13 protein-coding genes and 1 tRNA gene are annotated in these 16,834 nt (G+C 65.6%); 6 read left to right on the top strand and 8 right to left on the bottom strand.

Features of this window, described 5'->3' with window-relative positions; genetic code table 11:
- The coding region (locus tag DUPY_RS28665) for a PAS domain-containing protein (RefSeq protein ID WP_208600066.1) at positions 1 to 2,249 on the bottom strand (2,249 nt) is incomplete at its 3' end.
- Between the two features lie 147 nt (positions 2,250 to 2,396).
- Here DUPY_RS28665 and DUPY_RS18190 point away from each other — a divergent pair.
- The gene (locus DUPY_RS18190) at positions 2,397 to 3,083 is read left to right on the top strand and encodes a YjjG family noncanonical pyrimidine nucleotidase (RefSeq protein ID WP_070249807.1); all 687 of its coding nucleotides are present in this window, start codon (positions 2,397 to 2,399) and stop codon (positions 3,081 to 3,083) included.
- 13 nt (positions 3,084 to 3,096) lie between these two features.
- Here the strand turns inward: DUPY_RS18190 and DUPY_RS18185 are convergent, their stop codons facing one another.
- Both DUPY_RS18185 and DUPY_RS18180 read right to left on the bottom strand, forming a co-directional pair.
- The gene (locus DUPY_RS18185; RefSeq protein WP_070249806.1) at positions 3,097 to 4,215 is read right to left on the bottom strand and encodes a YbdK family carboxylate-amine ligase; all 1,119 of its coding nucleotides are present in this window, start codon (positions 4,213 to 4,215) and stop codon (positions 3,097 to 3,099) included.
- 1 nt (position 4,216) lies between these two features.
- The gene (locus DUPY_RS18180; RefSeq protein WP_070249805.1) at positions 4,217 to 5,401 is read right to left on the bottom strand and encodes a cation:proton antiporter; all 1,185 of its coding nucleotides are present in this window, start codon (positions 5,399 to 5,401) and stop codon (positions 4,217 to 4,219) included.
- A 99-nt stretch (positions 5,402 to 5,500) separates the two neighbouring features.
- On the opposite strand from DUPY_RS18180, the gene fghA reads away from it, so the two are divergent.
- On the top strand, positions 5,501 to 6,343 hold the full coding sequence (fghA, locus tag DUPY_RS18175) for an S-formylglutathione hydrolase (RefSeq protein ID WP_070249804.1): 843 nt from the start codon (positions 5,501 to 5,503) through the stop codon (positions 6,341 to 6,343).
- Here the strand turns inward: fghA and DUPY_RS18170 are convergent.
- From DUPY_RS18170 to DUPY_RS18160, 3 genes are all read right to left on the bottom strand, one after another.
- Positions 6,333 to 6,914, bottom strand: a complete 582-nt coding sequence (locus tag DUPY_RS18170; RefSeq protein ID WP_070249803.1) for a DJ-1/PfpI family protein — start codon at positions 6,912 to 6,914, stop codon at positions 6,333 to 6,335. The genes fghA and DUPY_RS18170 overlap by 11 nt on opposite strands.
- 77 nt (positions 6,915 to 6,991) lie before the next feature.
- Positions 6,992 to 7,954 (bottom strand): chemotaxis protein, encoded by a 963-nt coding sequence (locus DUPY_RS18165; RefSeq protein WP_070249802.1) that lies wholly within the window; start codon positions 7,952 to 7,954, stop codon positions 6,992 to 6,994.
- 409 nt (positions 7,955 to 8,363) lie between these two features.
- Positions 8,364 to 8,439, bottom strand: a tRNA-Gly gene (locus tag DUPY_RS18160).
- Positions 8,440 to 8,570: 131 nt separating this feature from the next.
- Between DUPY_RS18160 and DUPY_RS18155 the strand changes: the two genes are divergently transcribed.
- Genes DUPY_RS18155 through DUPY_RS18140 form a run of 4 tightly spaced genes read left to right on the top strand, consistent with a single transcriptional unit; the run spans position 8,571 to position 13,363 of the window.
- Positions 8,571 to 10,205 (top strand): Na+/H+ antiporter, encoded by a 1,635-nt coding sequence (locus DUPY_RS18155; protein ID WP_070249801.1) that lies wholly within the window; start codon positions 8,571 to 8,573, stop codon positions 10,203 to 10,205.
- Positions 10,206 to 10,215: 10 nt separating this feature from the next.
- Positions 10,216 to 11,286: a sensor histidine kinase gene (locus tag DUPY_RS18150; RefSeq protein ID WP_070249800.1), complete on the top strand. Its 1,071-nt coding sequence runs from the start codon at positions 10,216 to 10,218 to the stop codon at positions 11,284 to 11,286.
- Positions 11,274 to 12,131, top strand: a complete 858-nt coding sequence (locus DUPY_RS18145; RefSeq protein ID WP_070249799.1) for a LytR/AlgR family response regulator transcription factor — start codon at positions 11,274 to 11,276, stop codon at positions 12,129 to 12,131. Before DUPY_RS18150 ends, DUPY_RS18145 begins: the two co-directional genes overlap by 13 nt.
- Positions 12,132 to 12,187: 56 nt before the next feature.
- Positions 12,188 to 13,363 (top strand): acyltransferase family protein, encoded by a 1,176-nt coding sequence (locus DUPY_RS18140; protein ID WP_070249798.1) that lies wholly within the window; start codon positions 12,188 to 12,190, stop codon positions 13,361 to 13,363.
- Here DUPY_RS18140 and DUPY_RS28660 read toward each other — a convergent pair.
- Together DUPY_RS28660 and DUPY_RS18130 are read right to left on the bottom strand one after the other, a co-directional pair.
- The gene (locus DUPY_RS28660; protein ID WP_070249797.1) at positions 13,266 to 14,603 is read right to left on the bottom strand and encodes a glycosyltransferase; all 1,338 of its coding nucleotides are present in this window, start codon (positions 14,601 to 14,603) and stop codon (positions 13,266 to 13,268) included. The genes DUPY_RS18140 and DUPY_RS28660 overlap by 98 nt on opposite strands.
- A gap of 78 nt (positions 14,604 to 14,681) precedes the next feature.
- A partial coding sequence (locus DUPY_RS18130) for a penicillin acylase family protein (protein ID WP_070249796.1) occupies positions 14,682 to 16,834 on the bottom strand: 2,153 nt, incomplete at its 5' end.

The raw sequence follows: 16,834 nt of genomic DNA, 5'->3' as shown, positions 1-16,834 counted from the left end.
AGGTCCGGCGCTTCCGGTGCGATGGCCGCTGGCGGCAGCAGCGGCAGAGCGATGGTGAAGGTGCTACCCTTCCCTGCGCCGTCGCTGGCGGCCGTGGCGCTGCCGCCATGCAGCACCGCGATGCTTTTCACCAGTGCCAGTCCCAGCCCCAGGCCGCCCTGGGCGCGGTCGGGCGTGCGCTCGGCCTGGGCAAACAGGTCGAACACGCGCGGCAGCAGTTCGGCCGCCATGCCGATGCCGTTATCGGCGACGGAGAGCGCGACCTCGCCGCCGTCGTTGCGGGCTTCCAGCGCCAGCACCACTTCGCCACCCTGCGGCGTGTACTTGGCGGCGTTGTTGAGCAGGTTGGCCAGCGCCTGCACCAGCCGGGTCCTGTCGCCGCGCACGTGCAACTGGCCGGGCGGCAGGCGCAGCACCAGCGCGTGATGGCGTGCTTCGAGCAAGGGCCGCGATTGTTCGATGGCGCCGTTGACGATGGCCATCAGCTCCAGGTCGTGCTGCTCGAGCTGCACCAGCCCACGCGTGACGCGCGAGACGTCGAGCAAATCGTCCACCAGGTCGGTCATGTGTTTCACTTGCCGGATGATGATGTCGCTGGCGTGCTGGATCGGCTTTTCATGGCTGCCGCGCAGTTTGAGCAGCTGGGCGGCAGTGCTGATCGGTGCAAGCGGGTTGCGTAGCTCGTGCGCCAGCATGGCCAGGAATTCGTCCTTGCGCTGACTGGCCTGGCGCCACTCGGTCTCCGCCAGCTTCTGCTCGTGGATGTCGGTACAGGTGCCCATCCAGCGGATGATGTGATCAGCCTCGTCGCGGATCGGCAGCGCGCGCGCCAGCACCCAGTGGTAGCGCCCGGAGACATGCCGCAGCCGGTACTGGATTTCGTAGGTGTCGCCGGTGGCCAGGCATTGCTGCCACAACGCCCACGAACGGGCCTGGTCGTCGGCGTGCAGCAGGCCGTTCCAGGCTTCGCCATGAGTGGAGCCTGCCGGCACGCCGGTAAAGTCGTACCAGCGCTGGTTGAAGTAGTCGTGTTTGCCGTCGGGCAGCGTGGACCACACCATCTGCGGCATGGCGTTGGTGATGGTGCGAAAACGCGCCTCGCTGGCGCGCAGGGCGATTTCGCTGCGCAGCCGCTCGCTGGTGGAACGGGTACGCTCCGCCACCTCGCGGATCAGGGCCAGGTCTTCTTCGGACCAGCGGCGGGCTTGGTGGCTGGTCACGAAGATCATCGCCACCAGCACGCCGTGTTCGATCACCGGCACATCGACAAAGGCGCCGGCGTGGCGGGCCTTGAGTGCCACCGCCTGATCACGCGTGCGCGGATCGACATCGACGTTGTCGATGGCTACCATATTGCCCCGCTTGAGCTCTTCGAGGAAGTTGCCATAGTCGCTGAACTTGAGCGTGGCCGGTGGCGCCTGCTCGCCCGGCGCCGACCAGTCGCGCGCCACTGTAAAGGTCTCGGCATGCAGATTTACGCTGCCGTAGCCCACCCGGCTTGCGCCCAACGTTTCGCCGAGGATCACGCAGGCCTGCATCAGCATATCGTCGGGCTGGCGCACACCGCGCGCGGCGTCGCCCAGGCGCACCAGCGCGTGGCGCCGCACTTCGCGCTGGACGCGGTCGGTAACGTCGATGCCCTGCACCAGGATGCCGGTCACGGCGCCGTCGCCATCGCGCACCGGCTGGTAGACGAAATCGATATGGCGCTCGGTGGCGGCGCGGTCCGCCGTCGCCGGCATCAGGTAGCGGGTGCCGTTGGCGGCATACGGTTTGCCGCTGCGGTACACCTGGTCGAGCAGCGTGATGAAGCCCTGGTCCACCGCTTCGGGCAAGCCCTGCGCCACGGTCAGGCCCAGCACATTGCGCTGGCCGATCAGTTGCAGGTAGCCGGCATTGACGAACGTGAAGCGGTGCGCGGGACCGTCGAGCATGGCCATGAACACAGGGGCCTGCTGGAACAGTTCGGCCATTGAATGCTGGTCGCGAATGGTCTGGGCCTGCGCCACCAGTTCCGAGCGCATGTCGGCGGCCTGGTCGAGCGCGCGGTTATCGGGGAACACATCGAGCAGCTTGCGACCGAGCAGCAGTTCGCGGCGGGTGCCGGACGCGCGCAGGTGGGCGTCGTTGACCGCCACGATCACCAGGTCCGGCGTGACCGCCAGGCATGGTGTGGGAACGGCGTCGAACAAGGCCGAAAAATCGGCGTCAGGCGCGAAAGAGGAAACTGGCGGATCGATGTGACTCACTGTGAAAACCTGGGCAAAGTTAGAGCGACAGTCTACCGTACCCGACGGCTTGCAGTCACACCACAGGGCGAGCGGGCCGGCGCACGGTAGCGTCCGGTTTGATCGCTGTGCTACCATCTCCAATTGCAACCCTTGCCCAGACCAGACATGAAGCACCGGCTATTTCTGTTTGACCTCGACGATACCCTGCTCGATTTCCGCGCCTCCGAACACTTGTCGTTCCAGCACACCATGCAGGTGCTGGGCCTCGACGCCCTGCCCGACGGCCTGTTCAGCGAATACCAGGCCATCAACGTGGCGCTGTGGCGCAGCCTGGAACTCGGCGAAGTGACCACCGCGTTTCTCAAGGTCGAGCGCTTCCGCATGACCTTCCTGGCGCGCCGGATGGACCTCGATCCACAGGCCGCCAGCGACATCTATCTCGCTTCGCTGGCCAACACGGTGGTGCTGATCGACGGCGCCAGGCAGGTGTGCGAAACGCTGGCCGCGATCGGCGAAGTGGGCATCATCACCAACGGCGCCGAGCAGGTACAAAAGCTGCGCATCGCCAGCTCCGGCTTGCAGGACTACATTTCCTTCGTCGCCACCTCGGAAGGCTCGGGCCACGCCAAGCCGGACGTGCGTTTCTTCGAGTACGCCGCCCGGATGGCGCGCCCGTTCAGCAAGGACCAGGCCATCATCATCGGCGACCGTCTCGACGCCGACATCCTCGGCGCCAACCGCTACGGCATCGACAGCTGCTGGTTCAACCGCGACGGTCTGGCCAACACCTCGGCAGCGGCGCCGACCTTCGAAGTGGCCGCCCTCGACCAGATCATCCCCGCCATCAAATAAGTTCGTGTTAGCGCTAGCGGCCGCGGAAGCGCTGGATGGCGGCATCGACCATCCCTTCGGCGCTGCCGCTGCGGTCGAATTGCTGGCGCAGGTAGTGGGCGTCGCTGCCTTCGTGGGTGGCGCGCACCAGGTGCTGCAGCCCTTCGGTGCCGCCCAGCGTGACACCGTATGGTTCCATCTTGCGCAAAGTGGTGAGGATATCTTCGCGCAGCGACAGGCTCTCATAGGTTTTCGGGTGCACCAGGGTGCCGTCCAGGCCGAAGCGGCAGGCCTGGAAGCGGTTGTAGTTGTACACCAGGTAGTCATCCTCGGCCGGCGCGTCTTCGCGCCGCTCCAGCAGGTACGCGCACAGCGCTTGCAGGTAGGCGGCCAGCGCGGCCGCGCGTTCCACCGTCAATGGCGTGTCGCACACGCGCAGCTCGATGGTGCCGAACTCGGGCTTGGGACGGATGTCCCAGTAAAAGTCCTTCATGCTCTTGATCACGCCGGTGTGTTCCATCTTGGCGAAATATTCGTGCTCGAAGCTGTCCCAGCTGAGCGTGAACGGCGCCCGGCCGCTCATCGGGAACGCGAACACCGAGTTCAACCGCGCCGAATTGAACAGCGTATCGTTCCCCTGCACAAACGGCGACGATGACGACAGCGCAATGAAGTGCGGCACGTAGCGGCTCAGCGAATGCAGCAGGAACAGCGCGTCGTCGCCGTTGGCGCAGCCGACGTGCACGTGCTGGCCGAAAATGGTGAACTGCTTGGCCAGGTAGCCGTACAGCTCGGACACTTCCTTGAAGCGTGGCTTGGAAAAGATGCGCCGCTCCGACCATTTCTGGAACGGGTGGGTGCCGCCGCCGCAAATGCCGATATTGAGCTGCTCGCCGGCCTGCACCAGCGTGTCGCGGATCACCTGCAACTGGGCGACCAGCTCGTTGTGGCGCGTGTGCACGTCGCTGTTAATTTCGATCATGCTCTCGGTGATCTCGGGCGTGACATTGCCGGGGAACGGCTTGCGACCCAGCAGGTGCAGCAGGTCGGGGCTCGAGGCGGTCAGGTCGTAGTCGGACAGGCTCACCAGTTGCAGCTCGAGTTCCACGCCCAAGGTCAGCGGCTCGGAGTTGTTGAATTTTTCCAGCGACATCTCAAATCTCCTTCTTGGTGGTTTCGGCAGCCCAGATCAGCGCCCGCTGGGTGAAGATCGGCCCCAGCACTTCCAGCACCAGGGTCATGGCGGCCAGTGCGGCCAGCTCGTCGACCAGCACGATGCCCATGTAGCGGGTTTGTTCCAGCAGCAAGGTGACGAACACCGACATCGGCGCCAGCGCCACGCCGGTCAGCATACCCTTGCGCCACGAAATGCCGCCCACCTTGGCAAACACGGTCACGCTGGCGGTCTTGACCAGGAAGCGCGCCAGCAGCAACACCATGCCGAGGCCGGCTCCCGCCACCACGCGGTCCCACTCCAGGGTGGACACCGCAAACACGAACAGCAGCACGGTCAGCAGTTCGCCGATACCGCCGAAGTTGCGCTCGGTACGGCTGAACGCCACCCGGCTATGGCGCGCGGCCAGGCCGAACGTCAAGGTCGCCAGCACCGGCGACACTTCGAACGCCGACGAACCGGCCACCAGCAGCACCACGCCCAGCGCGAACGCAATCGTGCCATCCTGCGCCAGCGCGCCCAGGCGGCGCAGCACGGCCGGCACCAGGAAGCCGAGGATAGCGCCCATGGCAGCCGAGACCAGCAACTCGATCAGCGAGTGCGACACCGCTTGCGTCAGGCTGCCCGAAGTTTCGAACACCCAGAAGCCCACCACCACCTTGAAGACAAACACGGCCAGCACGCAGTTGATGGCGACCAGGTGCAGCACGCGCTCGGTCACCTGCCCTGAACTGTTCTGCTCGTTAATCACGCGCAGTACGCCGGCCGGCGAAGTGGACATGGCCAGCGAGGCCAGCAGCAGGGACGTGAGCGACGGCATCCCGGTCAGCGTGGCGATCAGGTACACCACGCCGAACGTGGCGGCCGACTCGACCAGGCCGGTGACGAGAATCCAGGGATTGATGCGCAACCAGCGCAGGTTGATGCGGTAACCGAATTCGAACAGGATCAGGCCGAACGCGAAGTTGGCCAGGGTGGTGACGGTGCTTGAGGCGCCGCTGGTGAGCGACTCGGGAAACGCCTGAGACAACAGGAAGCCGACAATACCGTACACGCTGATGCGCGGCAGCTGGGTCCAGCGGTGTATGAATTCGCCCAACAGCCAGGCAAGAGCGATGGCAAGTGGCCAACCGAGGTCGGCCAGAATGACCTGGAAATCCGGCATTTGATTCTCCTATTTTGCGAAAGACTTAACCTTACGGGTAGTATTATGGCCGAATACTTTGACACCTACTGTTCCATAAGAAACATAAGGAAACTCCACATGCTCGAATTACTGAGTGAACACGCCTGTTTCGGCGGCGTTCAACGCTTTTACCGCCACGACTCGCAAGCGATCGGCTTGCCGATGCGTTTCTCCGTCTTCATCCCCGCCAACCCGGACAATGCCCGACTGCCCGGCCTGTTCTACCTGGCCGGCCTGACCTGCAACGAAGAAACCTTCATGATCAAGGCCGGTGCCCAGCGCTTTGCCGCCGAAGCCGGCCTGATCCTGGTGGCGCCCGACACCAGCCCGCGCGGCGCCAATGTTGAAGGCGAAGCGGACAGCTGGGACTTCGGCGTGGGCGCCGGTTTTTACCTCGACGCCACCAAGCCGGACTGGAGCAAGCACTACCGCATGCAAAGCTACATCCACGAACTGCGCGAGCTGGTCATTGCCGAGCTCCCGGTGGACGGCGCACGGGTAGGCATTTTCGGCCATTCGATGGGCGGCCATGGCGCACTGACCCTGGCGTTGAAAAATCCGCAGGCATTCAAGTCGGTGTCGGCCTTCGCGCCGATTGCCGCGCCGATCAAGTCACCATGGGGCAAGAAGGCCTTCACCGGCTACCTCGGCGACAACCAGGAGACCTGGGAGCAATACGACGCCTCGGTGCTGATGGCGCGCCTGCAGACGCCCTTCCCGGCCGGCATACTGATTGACCAGGGCCTGGGCGACAAGTTTCTCGACGAGCAGTTATATCCGGACGTGTTCGAAGCGGCCTGCCGCAGCGCCGCGCAGCCTTTGGAACTGCGGCGGCATGCGCTGTACGACCACGGCTATTACTTCATCTCGACCTTCATCGAAGACCATATCCGCTTCCACGCCAAAAACCTTACAGCTTGATTTCCGTGCCCAGTGCTTTCAAGAACTGGGCCAGCCAGGCCGGATGGGCCGGCCATGCTGGCGCCGTGATGAAATTGCCGTCGGTGACAGCCTGGTCCACGGCAATGTCGGCATAGGTGGCGCCGGCCAGCTTCACCTCGGGCGCACAGGCCGGGTAGCAGGCAATGGTCTTGCCGCGTATGACCTCGGCTGCCGCCAGCAACTGGGCGCCGTGGCACACCGCCGCGATGGGTTTGCCGGCAGCGGCAAACTCCTGGACGATGGCGATGACGCGCGGGTTCAGGCGCAAGGACTCGGGCGCGCGGCCGCCGGCAATGGCCAATGCGTGGTAATTGGCGGTATCGACTTCGTCGAAATTGGCGTTCAGGGCAAACAGGTGGCCCGGCTTTTCGGTGTAGGTCTGGTCGCCTTCGAAATCGTGGATGGCGGTCTTGATGGTGTCGCCGGCGCGTTTGTCCGGGCAGACCGCGTGGACGATATGGCCGACCATTTGCAGTGCCTGGAACGGCACCATGGTCTCGTAATCCTCGGCAAAGTCGCCGGTCAGAAACAGGATGTTCTTGGCAGTCACGATAGATCCTTTCGGGTGAAGGAAAAAGGGCCACGATGTCGCCATCGTGGCCCCCGATACTACCGTGTTTTAATTCCTCAAGCAGCAGCCTTGGCGATCACGGTACGGATGGTGGACGCCAGGTCTTCGGCCGAGAACTTGGCCACGTAGGCGTCCGCCCCCACACCCTTGACGTGATCTTCGTTGGTCTTGCCAGTCAACGAAGAATGGATCACCACCGGGATCTTGGCAAAACGCGCATCCTGCTTGATCTTGCGCGTCAGGGTAAAACCGTCCATCTCCGGCATTTCCAGGTCGGTCAGCACCATCGCCACGCGGTCGCTCACCGGCAAGCCTTCGGCCTTGGCGCCATCGGCGATCGAGTTCAAACGCTCCCAAGCCTCCTTGCCCGACTTGGTCATGATGAAGTGCACGCCCATCGCTTCCAGGCCTTTTTCGATCAAGTTGCGCGCCACCACCGAGTCATCGGCGGCGAGTATCACGGCACCCTGCTTCAGCAGCACTTTCGGGCCGATGGTTTCCATGTCGACGTCCTTGCCATCGGGCGGTACCAGTTCGCGCAAGATGGTTTCCACATCGAGCACCTGCGCCAGGCGGGTGTTCTGCACATCGCCATCCACGCGCGCAATACTGGTGACCTTGCCGCCAGCCGTACCTTCGGCGGTCAGCACCTGGTTCCAGTCGAGGCGTACGATTTCTTCCACCGATTCCACAGCGAACGCTTGCGTGGTGCGCGCGAACTCGGTAACCAACATGATATTGAGACCAGTTTTTGGGGTCACACCGACGATGCCCGGCAAATCGAGCACCGTGATAATTTGACCGCGCAAGTTGACCACGCCCAGCATATGTGGCGGGGATCCGGCCACAGCTGTCACTTCAGGCATCGCCACGATTTCGCGGATTTTGAAGACGTTAATACCGAACAATTCCGAGTGTTCACCATTGGCGTCGGCGCCGAGGCGGAACAGCAACAGTTCGAATTTGTTGGAATTGGTCAAATTACTGCGTTCATCCACTTCCTGCTGAACTGATTTCATAGATCGTCTCCGTCGGGGGCACAGAGCAGCGAGTCCACCGCGGACTCCTGCTGCCAGTGCCTGGGAAGTATAACGTTCGCAACACTGTTACGGAGTACTTTCGGTCGCGTAATCTTGTCCTAGAGCACGATAAACAACGGTTCGTGGAGCAACATTGTTAATTCGAGCAGGGATTTTGGGTGGGTGTGTTTTTGATAGTTTTCGGTGGGCGATCGCCACTCGACAAGGCCTGCACCCAAACAAGCCTTTCAGTGGAACACTGGTCGCGGCCACAAGATTTGAACGTCGGCAAGACCACCGCCTCCGCGCCAGCTGTCACCAAATAAACAATAAACAATAAACAAATGAAAAAAGGACCCGAAGGTCCTTTTGAGCGATGCCCAGACCGAAGATCTGGACACCTGAATGCTGGAGCGGGAGAAGAGTCTCGAACTCTCGACCTCAACCTTGGCAAGGTTGCGCTCTACCAACTGAGCTACTCCCGCTTGGAGAGGCAGGATTATGACAGAACTTTTACTGTAACACCAGTCCCTGGCGCTATCCCTTTGCCAAGTTCTTACCGTGCGGCCCTTGGGTTAAACTCGGTACTATTTAGCAATGGTAATGAAGGACTGGAATGGATTCGATTGAAATTGTGCTGGTGATGCTGTTGGCCGTGGTGGCCAGCGCTTACCTGATGCGGCTGCTGCCAAGCGCGATTCCGCTGCCGCTGGTGCAGATCGCACTGGGCGCCCTGATCGCGGGCAAGTCGTCGCACGGCGTGGAGCTGGAGCCCGACCTGTTTTTCCTGATCTTCCTGCCGCCGCTGCTGTTCCTCGATGGCTGGCGCATCCCCAAGAGCGGGCTGCTGCGCGACAAGGGCACCATCCTCGAGCTGGCGTTCGGGCTGGTATTTTTCACCGTGATCGGCGCCGGCTTCATGATCCACTGGATGATACCGGCCATGCCGCTGGCAGTCGCGTTTGCGCTGGCGGCCATCGTCTCGCCCACCGATCCGATCGCGGTCAGCTCGATCGCGTCCAACACGCCGATCCCCAAGCGCCTGATGCACATCCTGGAGGGCGAATCACTGCTCAACGACGCCAGCGGCCTGGTGTGCTTCCGCTTTGCCGTGGCGGCGGCCATGACCGGCGCGTTCTCGATCGGCACGGCCAGCCTGACCTTCGTATGGCTGGTCGTTGCCGGCCTGGGCGCCGGCGTGGCGGTGACCATGGCGGTAACCTGGGTGCAGCGGCTCCTCACCCGCCGTTTCGGCGAACCGGTGGGCTCGCCGATCCTGGTCAACCTGCTGCTGCCGTTCGGCGCCTACCTGGTGGCCGAGCGCCTCAATGCCTCTGGCATCCTGGCGGCGGTGGCGGCAGGCGTGACCATGAGCTACGTCGAACTGAGCGGCCAGGCCATGGCCAACACCCGCATCCAGCGCTCGGCCGTATGGGACACGGTGCAGTTCTCGCTGAACGGCATCATGTTCGTGCTGCTGGGCGAGCAACTGCCCGACATCTTCAAGGGCGCCCGCGCCACCATCGAGGAAAGCGGCCACCTCAACCCGTGGTGGCTGGCGGTGTACGCGGTGGCCATTACCGGCGGCCTGCTGGTACTGCGCTTTGCCTGGGTGTGGGCGTCGCTGCGGCTCACCATTTTCAAGCAGCGCCTGCGCAAGGAAGATGGCCCGCAGATCAGCTGGCGCCTGGTGCTGGCCACCACGCTGGCTGGAGCGCGCGGCACCATCACCCTCGCCGGTGTGCTCACCCTGCCGCTGCTGCTGCCCAACGGCGAGCCCTTCCCCGCCCGGGCGCTGACGATTTTCCTGGCCTGCTCGGTGATCCTGCTGTCGCTGCTGATCGCCAGCATCGGACTGCCTGGCCTGCTCAAGGGCATGACCTTCCCGGCCGAGCCGGAAGAGCAGCAGGAGGAAGACCTGGGCCGCCGCGCGGCCGCCACCGCCGCGCTGGAAGCGGTGAAGGACGCGCAGGTCAAGTTGATGGAGGCCAATGACTGCGTCGATCCGAACGTGTATCCGGAAGCGGCGGGGCGCGTGATTGCGTTCTACGAGCACCGCCTGCGCGAGGTCGCGCCCGAGAAGGAGAGCACCTGGCGCCGCACCGACTCGGCCGAGCGCGAGCTGCGCCTGGCCGGGCTCAAGGCCGAACGGCGCGTGGTGTTCGACCTGGCGCGGCACGACAAGATCTCCGATTCGATTTCGCGCAAGCTGGTGCGCGAGATCGATCTGCTCGAGGAACGCTACAAATAGGCCGCTTGCCATGTCCGATTCCCGCACCCGCATCAACCTCGCCATCGCCTGGCTGCTGTTCTGGAGCCTGATGACGGCCACCGCCATCCAGGAATACCTGCGCAGTGGCGGCAGCCAGTTGTGGCAGCCCATCGTTTGGGAGACAACGTCGTTCCTCGTCGTGACCCTGCTCGTCACCCTGCAACGCCGTTACACCCGCCGCTACGATGCGCTGGTAGGATCACCGGTGCGCTGGTTCGCGCGCCAACTGGTGTGGCTGCCCGTGTACTGGGTGGCGTTCACGCCACTCGCCTTTGGCATGCGTCACCTGCTGTACGGCATGGCGGGCGATGTGTACACCCACGGCGCCTGGCCCGAGGTGCTGCTGTACGAGAACGTCAAGATGACGGTGTTCTTCTTCATCTTTGCCACCATTACCTTCGGCATCCTGTCGTACCACGCCATGCTCGCCGAAAAGCTGCGGCTGGAACGGGTGAACGCCTCGCTGCGCGAAGTGCAGCTGCTGCGGCTTACCCAGCAATTGCAACCGCATTTCCTGTTCAACGCCCTCAACACCATTTCGTCACTGATGCACACCGACGTGCACCGCGCCGACGCCATGCTGGTTCAGCTGGCCGACGTGCTGCGCGCCACCCTCGACGTCGGCGAACAGCACCAGGTGCCGCTGTCCACCGAACTGCGCCTGCTGCGCGGCTATGCGGCGTTAATGGCCGAGCGCTTCGCCGACCGCGTGAGCATTGCCTGGCACGTGGACGAATCGCTGCTGGACTGCCCGGTACCGGTGATGAGCCTGCAGCCGCTACTGGAAAACATCTTCAAGCACACGGTGGAGCGGCGCCGGCAACCGACCGCGATTGGCATCGCGGCGCAACGCGAGGACGGGCTGCTGGTGTTGCGGGTGGAGGATAATGCCGGGCAGCTGGCGACTGCGTGTGACGACGGCGCTGGCGTTGGCGGCATCGGCGTGCGCAACCTGCGCGAACGCCTGGCCGCCGGTTATGGCGCCGGCGCGACGTTCAACCTGGTCCAGCTGGCGCCTGCCGGTGTAAGGGCGGAAATGCGGCTGCCATGCGTGTCCTGATCGTCGACGACGAGCGCCCGGCGCGCGACAAGCTGAGGCGCCTGCTGGAGCAGGAACCGGACATTACCGCGATCGGCGAGGCGCGCGACGGCGTGGATGCCCTCGAACAACTGCCGGTCTTTGCACCCGATCTGCTGCTGCTCGACATCCAGATGCCCGAAGTGAGCGGACTGGAAGTGGCGGCCTCGCTGCCGGCGCCGGCCCCGCTGGTGGTGTTCGTCACGGCCTACGACGACTATGCGATCCGCGCTTTCGATGCCAACGCCATCGACTACCTGCTCAAGCCTTACGATTTGCAGCGGCTGCGGCGCGCACTCGACCGTGTTCGCGCACGCTTGCCACAGGCTGCGCAGATGGTGGCGCCGGCGGCAACGATGGGGTTGCCGCCATCCGCGCTGGCCGGCGCCGCAGCTGCCGCAGCGGCAGCGCTGCCTGTCCCCGCCCTGCCCGTCCCCGCGCAACTGCTGGTACCGGAACGCGGCGGCATGCGCGTGGTGCGGGTGCAAGATATCCAGTGGATCGAGACGGCCGACAATTACGTGGTGCTGCATACCGCAGACGGCCAGCCGCTGATGCGCCAGACACTGGCCGGCCTGCTTGACAAGCTCGGCCCCCGCTTCGTGCGCTGCCACCGCCGCGCCGCCGTGCAACTGGACTGGGTGACCGGCCTCGAAGCGCTGGGCAAGGGCAAGGGCGACGGCGAACTGCTGCTGCGCGGCGGCGCCCGCGTGCCGTGTTCGCGCCAGTTCCGCCACGAGGTGGTGGCGCGCCTGCAAGCCGGCAATGTCAATAATACCGACTCGCCCCATCGGCATCCCGGTTCGCCCCACGACACTGGCCCCTGACCGGGCGGCGGCATAAGCTGGCTCCATCGAACCTCGCACATGATTCCGGAGCCGCCATGCACCATCACCAACGCCTGTATTTTCTCGACTGGATACGCATCATCGCCTTCCTGGTGCTGATCCTCTACCACACCGGCATGTATTACGTGAGCTGGGACTGGCACGTCAAAAGCCCGGCCGCCGGCCACGCCATCGAACCGCTGATGATCGTGTCGGCGCCATGGCGGCTGGGCTTGCTGTTCATGATCTCGGGCGTGGCAACCAGCTTCATGCTGGGCAAGCTGAAAGCGCCAACCTTGATGGCCCGGCGCAGCTGGCGCCTGCTGGTACCGCTCGCCTTCGGCATGCTGGTGATCGTGCCGCCGCAGTCGTACTTCGAGGTAGTGGAAAAAGTGGCCTACCAGGGCGGCTACGGCGATTTCCTGAAGCTGTACATGACCAGCTACCCCGGCTTTTGCCGGGCCAACGACTGCCTGGCCATGCCGACCTGGAACCACTTGTGGTTCGTGGCCTACCTGTGGGTGTACACGATGGTGTTTGCCGCACTGGCCTGGCTGGCCGGCAGCCGCCTGGCAGCGCTGTCGCACCTGGTGGGACGCCTGCTGACTGGCTGGAAGCTGGTGCTGTTGCCGGTGATAGCGCTGGTGGTGGCGCGCTTCACGCTGGCCGAACAGTACCCCAGCACCCACGCCCTGGTCGGCGACTGGTACAACCATGCGCAATACTTTTACCTGTTCGCGCTGGGCGCCCTGCTGGCGGGCCAGCAGCGCGTGTGGCAGGAAGCGGACCGACTGCGCTGGACCAGCCTGGGCCTGTGGCTGGGCAGCTGGGCCATCCTGGTGGTGTGCTACAGCATGCCGCACGAACTGATGCACAGCCCCGCCGTGGCGCCGTGGCGCCCGCTGATGGGAGCGATCTACTGCCTGAACCAGTGGGTGGCGGTGTTGACCGTGTGCGGCTACGCCCACCGCCACGTGACCGGCGACAGCGGGGCGCGACGCTACCTGACCGAAGCGGTGTTCCCCGTATATATCCTGCACCAGACCCTGATCGTGACCATGGCCCACTGGCTCAAGCCGGTGCAGCTGGCCCCTTTGGCGGAAGGCGCGGTGCTGGTGACCCTGACTGTGACCGTCAGCTTTGCCGTATTCGAGCTGGTGCGCCGGGTGGCGTTGCTGCGGCCGCTGTTCGGGCTGGGCAGGATACGCCAGGCGACGCTGGCGCCTCGTTGACCACCTCCACGGCCAGTTCGGCAGCCAGTTCGACGGTCAACTCGGCGGCCACGCCGGCCAACACCTGTGCATAGACTGCCGTCAGGCGCCGCGCCACGCTGCGCCAGGTGTAATGGCGCTGCGCGCGGCGCCAGCCCTGCACGCCGAGGCTGCGCGCCAGCACCGGGTTGGCGTGCAAGGCGGCCAGCCGGTTGGCCAGCGCCACCGGATCACGCGGCGCCACCAGGTAGCCGCTTTCGCCATCGACCACCATGCCGGCGCTGTCCTCCCCCGTCCCCACCGCCGCCGCGCCAATCACCGGCGTGGCACAGGCCATGGCGCCCAGCACCGCGGTACCGCCGCCGTGCTGGTGCGGGCTGGCGATGCAGACGTCGGCCGCGCTGTACCAGTGGCGCAGCGCCGCCACCGGCTGCGGCCCGGCGACCATCAGCGCGACATCGAGCCGCTGCGCCAGGTCAAGCAAGTGCTGCAGCTCGTGCAAGGGGCCGGGGTCGCCGGGCACGGCCGTGCCCACCACCAGCAACCGTGCCGACACGCCGTGCCGCCCGGCCAGTTGCGCAATACTCTCGATGGCGGTGTCGACGCCGTGACCGGCCGCCAGCCGGCCCACGTGCAACGCCAGCAACGCCCCCTTGGGCAGTCCCAGCAGCCCACGCGCGCGCAGCCGGACCGGCCACAGCATTGCGGGATCGAAACCGCAGGGCACGATGTCGATGCGGGCGGAACCTGTGCCGGGCTGGACTTGCAACGCGTCGCGCTGCTGCCGGCACGGCACCAGCACGCGGTCGGCATCGGCCAGCAGTTGCTGGTGCAGGGTGACCGCTGCGCCGCCGGCCTGCGTCGGTGCCGGCGACGGCGCTCCTTGCAGGCTGACGACATAAGGCACACCGAGCGTGCGCCGCAACTGCTGCGCCGCGCTGGCGGACACCAGGTCGCAGGCATGGGCGATGTCGTAGCCGCCACGCTGGCGCCGCGCAAAACCCACCAGGAAGCGCCCGAACTGCTCGAGCTGGGGTTGCATGGGGCCGGCCGGCACGTGGATGACGCGCACGTTGGGCCGCCAGTACTGGACCTGGGGCTGCTCGATACGGTCGCGGCGGGTGAAGATATCGACCTGGCAGCCGAGCGCGCCCAGTTCGGTTGCGAGCTGGGCGACGTACAGGCCGGGGCTGTCCCAATCGAAGCTGGCGGCAACGGCCAGCGGCGAGGCGTGGCAACTGATGAGGGCAATTTTTAGCATGGCAGAACTCCTGGTTATAGCAATTGGAGTTCCGGGCACACGTGCGGTTCCGGCCGCGTGACCGCTATTAGATATGGATCAAGGTCTGCGGAAATTCAAGGTGTGCACAGGCGGCCCCGGCAGCAAGGGCGTGGGCCGCCCCGCCACCCAGTCGCTGCGACCGTCGAGAAAGTACGGCGACAGCGGATGGCCGCTCTGGCCGCCCGGCATATTGAACACGCCTTCCTGCTCACGCCCCGGCATCACCGTCAACCGTTCGGAGGCGCCAAAGGTTGGGCCGGCTACGCGCGGCATGTGCTGGTCGCCGGCCAGCATGTCGGGCGGCACTTTCAGGTAGCGCCCCAGCAGCGGAATCGCAGCGGCCATCGGATGCGCGCTGGCGGCGGTGTTGCGCTGGCCCCAGGTGGCGTCGGCCAGGCTGCGGCCGTCCCGGGTCAGGTCGGCGATCACGCGGTCGAGCGCCGCCAGTTGCAGCGCCTGCCAGCTGGCGTACTGCGGCGGCAGCCAGGCCGGCGGCTGCGCCTCGAGCAGGCGCGCCACCGCGACCGGCCAGCGCGAACTGGCCGCCGCCATGCCGGCCTTGGGATCGAGCGTGGCCAGTTGCTGGTCGGCGCCACCGTACAGGATGTCGTACAGCGCATACAGGTAACCGCGCGTGAGGCGGTACGCCACCGAATCGACGCTGGCATGGCCGGTCCAGGTGGAGCGCAGCAATGCCAGTGCCTGCGCGCGCGCCGGCTGGCCGGCCACTGCCTGCGCATCGAGCGCGGCGATGGCGCGGTCGCGCCACGGCGCCAGGAACAGCGCGCGGTCGTCGAACGCCACCGCGTACACCTTGGCGACGTCGGTGCGCGCCCCGAGGGCGCTCAAGCCATCGCGCACCTGGCGCGACCGCGCGCCGAGATCGAAACCGCCATCGCCGAGCAGCGCGGCGCCGGCACCGTTCAGCTGGCGGCTGTTGGCGGTAAACAGCTGGCCGCCGGCCGGATCGACCACTTGCGGATACTCGTCCGCCGCCAACCAGCCCTGCCAGGTTACGTCACCAGCCGGAGCGTCGCCGCGCAGCGGATAGCTGGCGTCCGGCGCGTTCATGGCGCGGCGCGGAATGCGGCCGGCGATGGTCCAGCCGATATGACCCGCGCTGTCGCCGGCCACCATGTTCTGCGCAGGAATGCCCAGCGTGGGCGCCAGCGCCAGTGCCTGCGCCACCGTGGCCACGTCTTCGAGCAGGTGCGCGCGCACGTTGACGGCGCCCGGCTGGTGCGCGGCCCAACGCACCGCGTAGGTCGTGCCGGCGGCATCGCGCAGCGGTCCGAGCGACGTCTCGCGCACCACCAGCGTGGCATCCGGCTGGCCCTTGACGACGATGGTTTCGCGGTGTACCACCGGCGTTTCCCAGCCGGCCGGTGTGCGCACCTGGTGCGGGTGCGCCGGATCTGCCGCAACGGCCACCAGGTCCAGGTAATCGCCATAGCTGTTGGTAAAACCCCATGCCACCTGGCCGTTGCTGCCGACCACGACGACCGGCGCACCGGGCAGCGTCACGCCCACCACGCGGCGCTGTCCGCCCTTCCCGTCCGGGAACTGCAACGCGGCGCGGTACCAGATCACCGGCAGTTGCAGGCCGAGGTGCATATCGTTGGCGACGATGGCCGCACCGCTGTCGCTGCGGCTGCCGGCCACCGCCCAGTTGTTGCTGCCGACAGTGTTGAGCCAGGCGGCGGAAGGTTCGGTGGCGGCAGCGATGTCAGCTTCGGACGGTTCTTCCAACCACGCGGCTGACGGTTTGGCCGACGGTTCGGCCCAGGGCGCGGTCGAGGACGAGGCCAGGGCGACGCGGCGCCCCGCCTCCTGGCCAGGCGCGCGCGGCCGACCCCACCATGCCGGCGCGCTGGCCGGTATCGGCGCCTGCTCGCCGATAACGGCTGGCGCATCGAGCGGCGCATCCCATTCGGTGTATGCGGGTGCCAGGAACGCGCGCTGGGCTTGGTCGGTGTGCTCGTGCAGCCAGCCGCGCGCCAGTTCGCGCGGCAGCTGGTTGCCCTGCAGGTCGAAATACATGGCCCAGATCACCAGCAGCGAATCGGTCGCGCGCCACGCACGCGGTGCGGCGCCCGTCAGCACATACTCGAACGGTCGCGCTGTCAACGCCTTCAGGCCGGCATTGACGCCGTCGGTGTAACGGTCCAGCAATTGCCGGTCGTCGGCCGGCAGCGCGGCCAGCGCCAGGT

This window comes from Duganella phyllosphaerae, from assembly GCF_001758785.1.
Classification (GTDB): domain Bacteria; phylum Pseudomonadota; class Gammaproteobacteria; order Burkholderiales; family Burkholderiaceae_D; genus Rugamonas; species Rugamonas phyllosphaerae.
The sequence above is the reverse complement of the archived record's forward strand: the minus strand, read 5'-3'. Positions and strand labels throughout refer to the sequence as shown.

Coding starts and splice junctions, on each gene's coding strand:
- DUPY_RS18190 (WP_070249807.1), top strand. CDS start 2,397: ATGAAGCACCGGCTATTTCTGTTTGACCTCGACGATACCCTGCTCGAT.
- DUPY_RS18185 (WP_070249806.1), bottom strand. CDS start 4,215: ATGTCGCTGGAAAAATTCAACAACTCCGAGCCGCTGACCTTGGGCGTG.
- DUPY_RS18180 (WP_070249805.1), bottom strand. CDS start 5,401: ATGCCGGATTTCCAGGTCATTCTGGCCGACCTCGGTTGGCCACTTGCC.
- fghA (WP_070249804.1), top strand. CDS start 5,501: ATGCTCGAATTACTGAGTGAACACGCCTGTTTCGGCGGCGTTCAACGC.
- DUPY_RS18165 (WP_070249802.1), bottom strand. CDS start 7,954: ATGAAATCAGTTCAGCAGGAAGTGGATGAACGCAGTAATTTGACCAAT.
- DUPY_RS18155 (WP_070249801.1), top strand. CDS start 8,571: ATGGATTCGATTGAAATTGTGCTGGTGATGCTGTTGGCCGTGGTGGCC.
- DUPY_RS18150 (WP_070249800.1), top strand. CDS start 10,216: ATGTCCGATTCCCGCACCCGCATCAACCTCGCCATCGCCTGGCTGCTG.
- DUPY_RS18145 (WP_070249799.1), top strand. CDS start 11,274: ATGCGTGTCCTGATCGTCGACGACGAGCGCCCGGCGCGCGACAAGCTG.
- DUPY_RS18140 (WP_070249798.1), top strand. CDS start 12,188: ATGCACCATCACCAACGCCTGTATTTTCTCGACTGGATACGCATCATC.
- DUPY_RS28660 (WP_070249797.1), bottom strand. CDS start 14,603: ATGCTAAAAATTGCCCTCATCAGTTGCCACGCCTCGCCGCTGGCCGTT.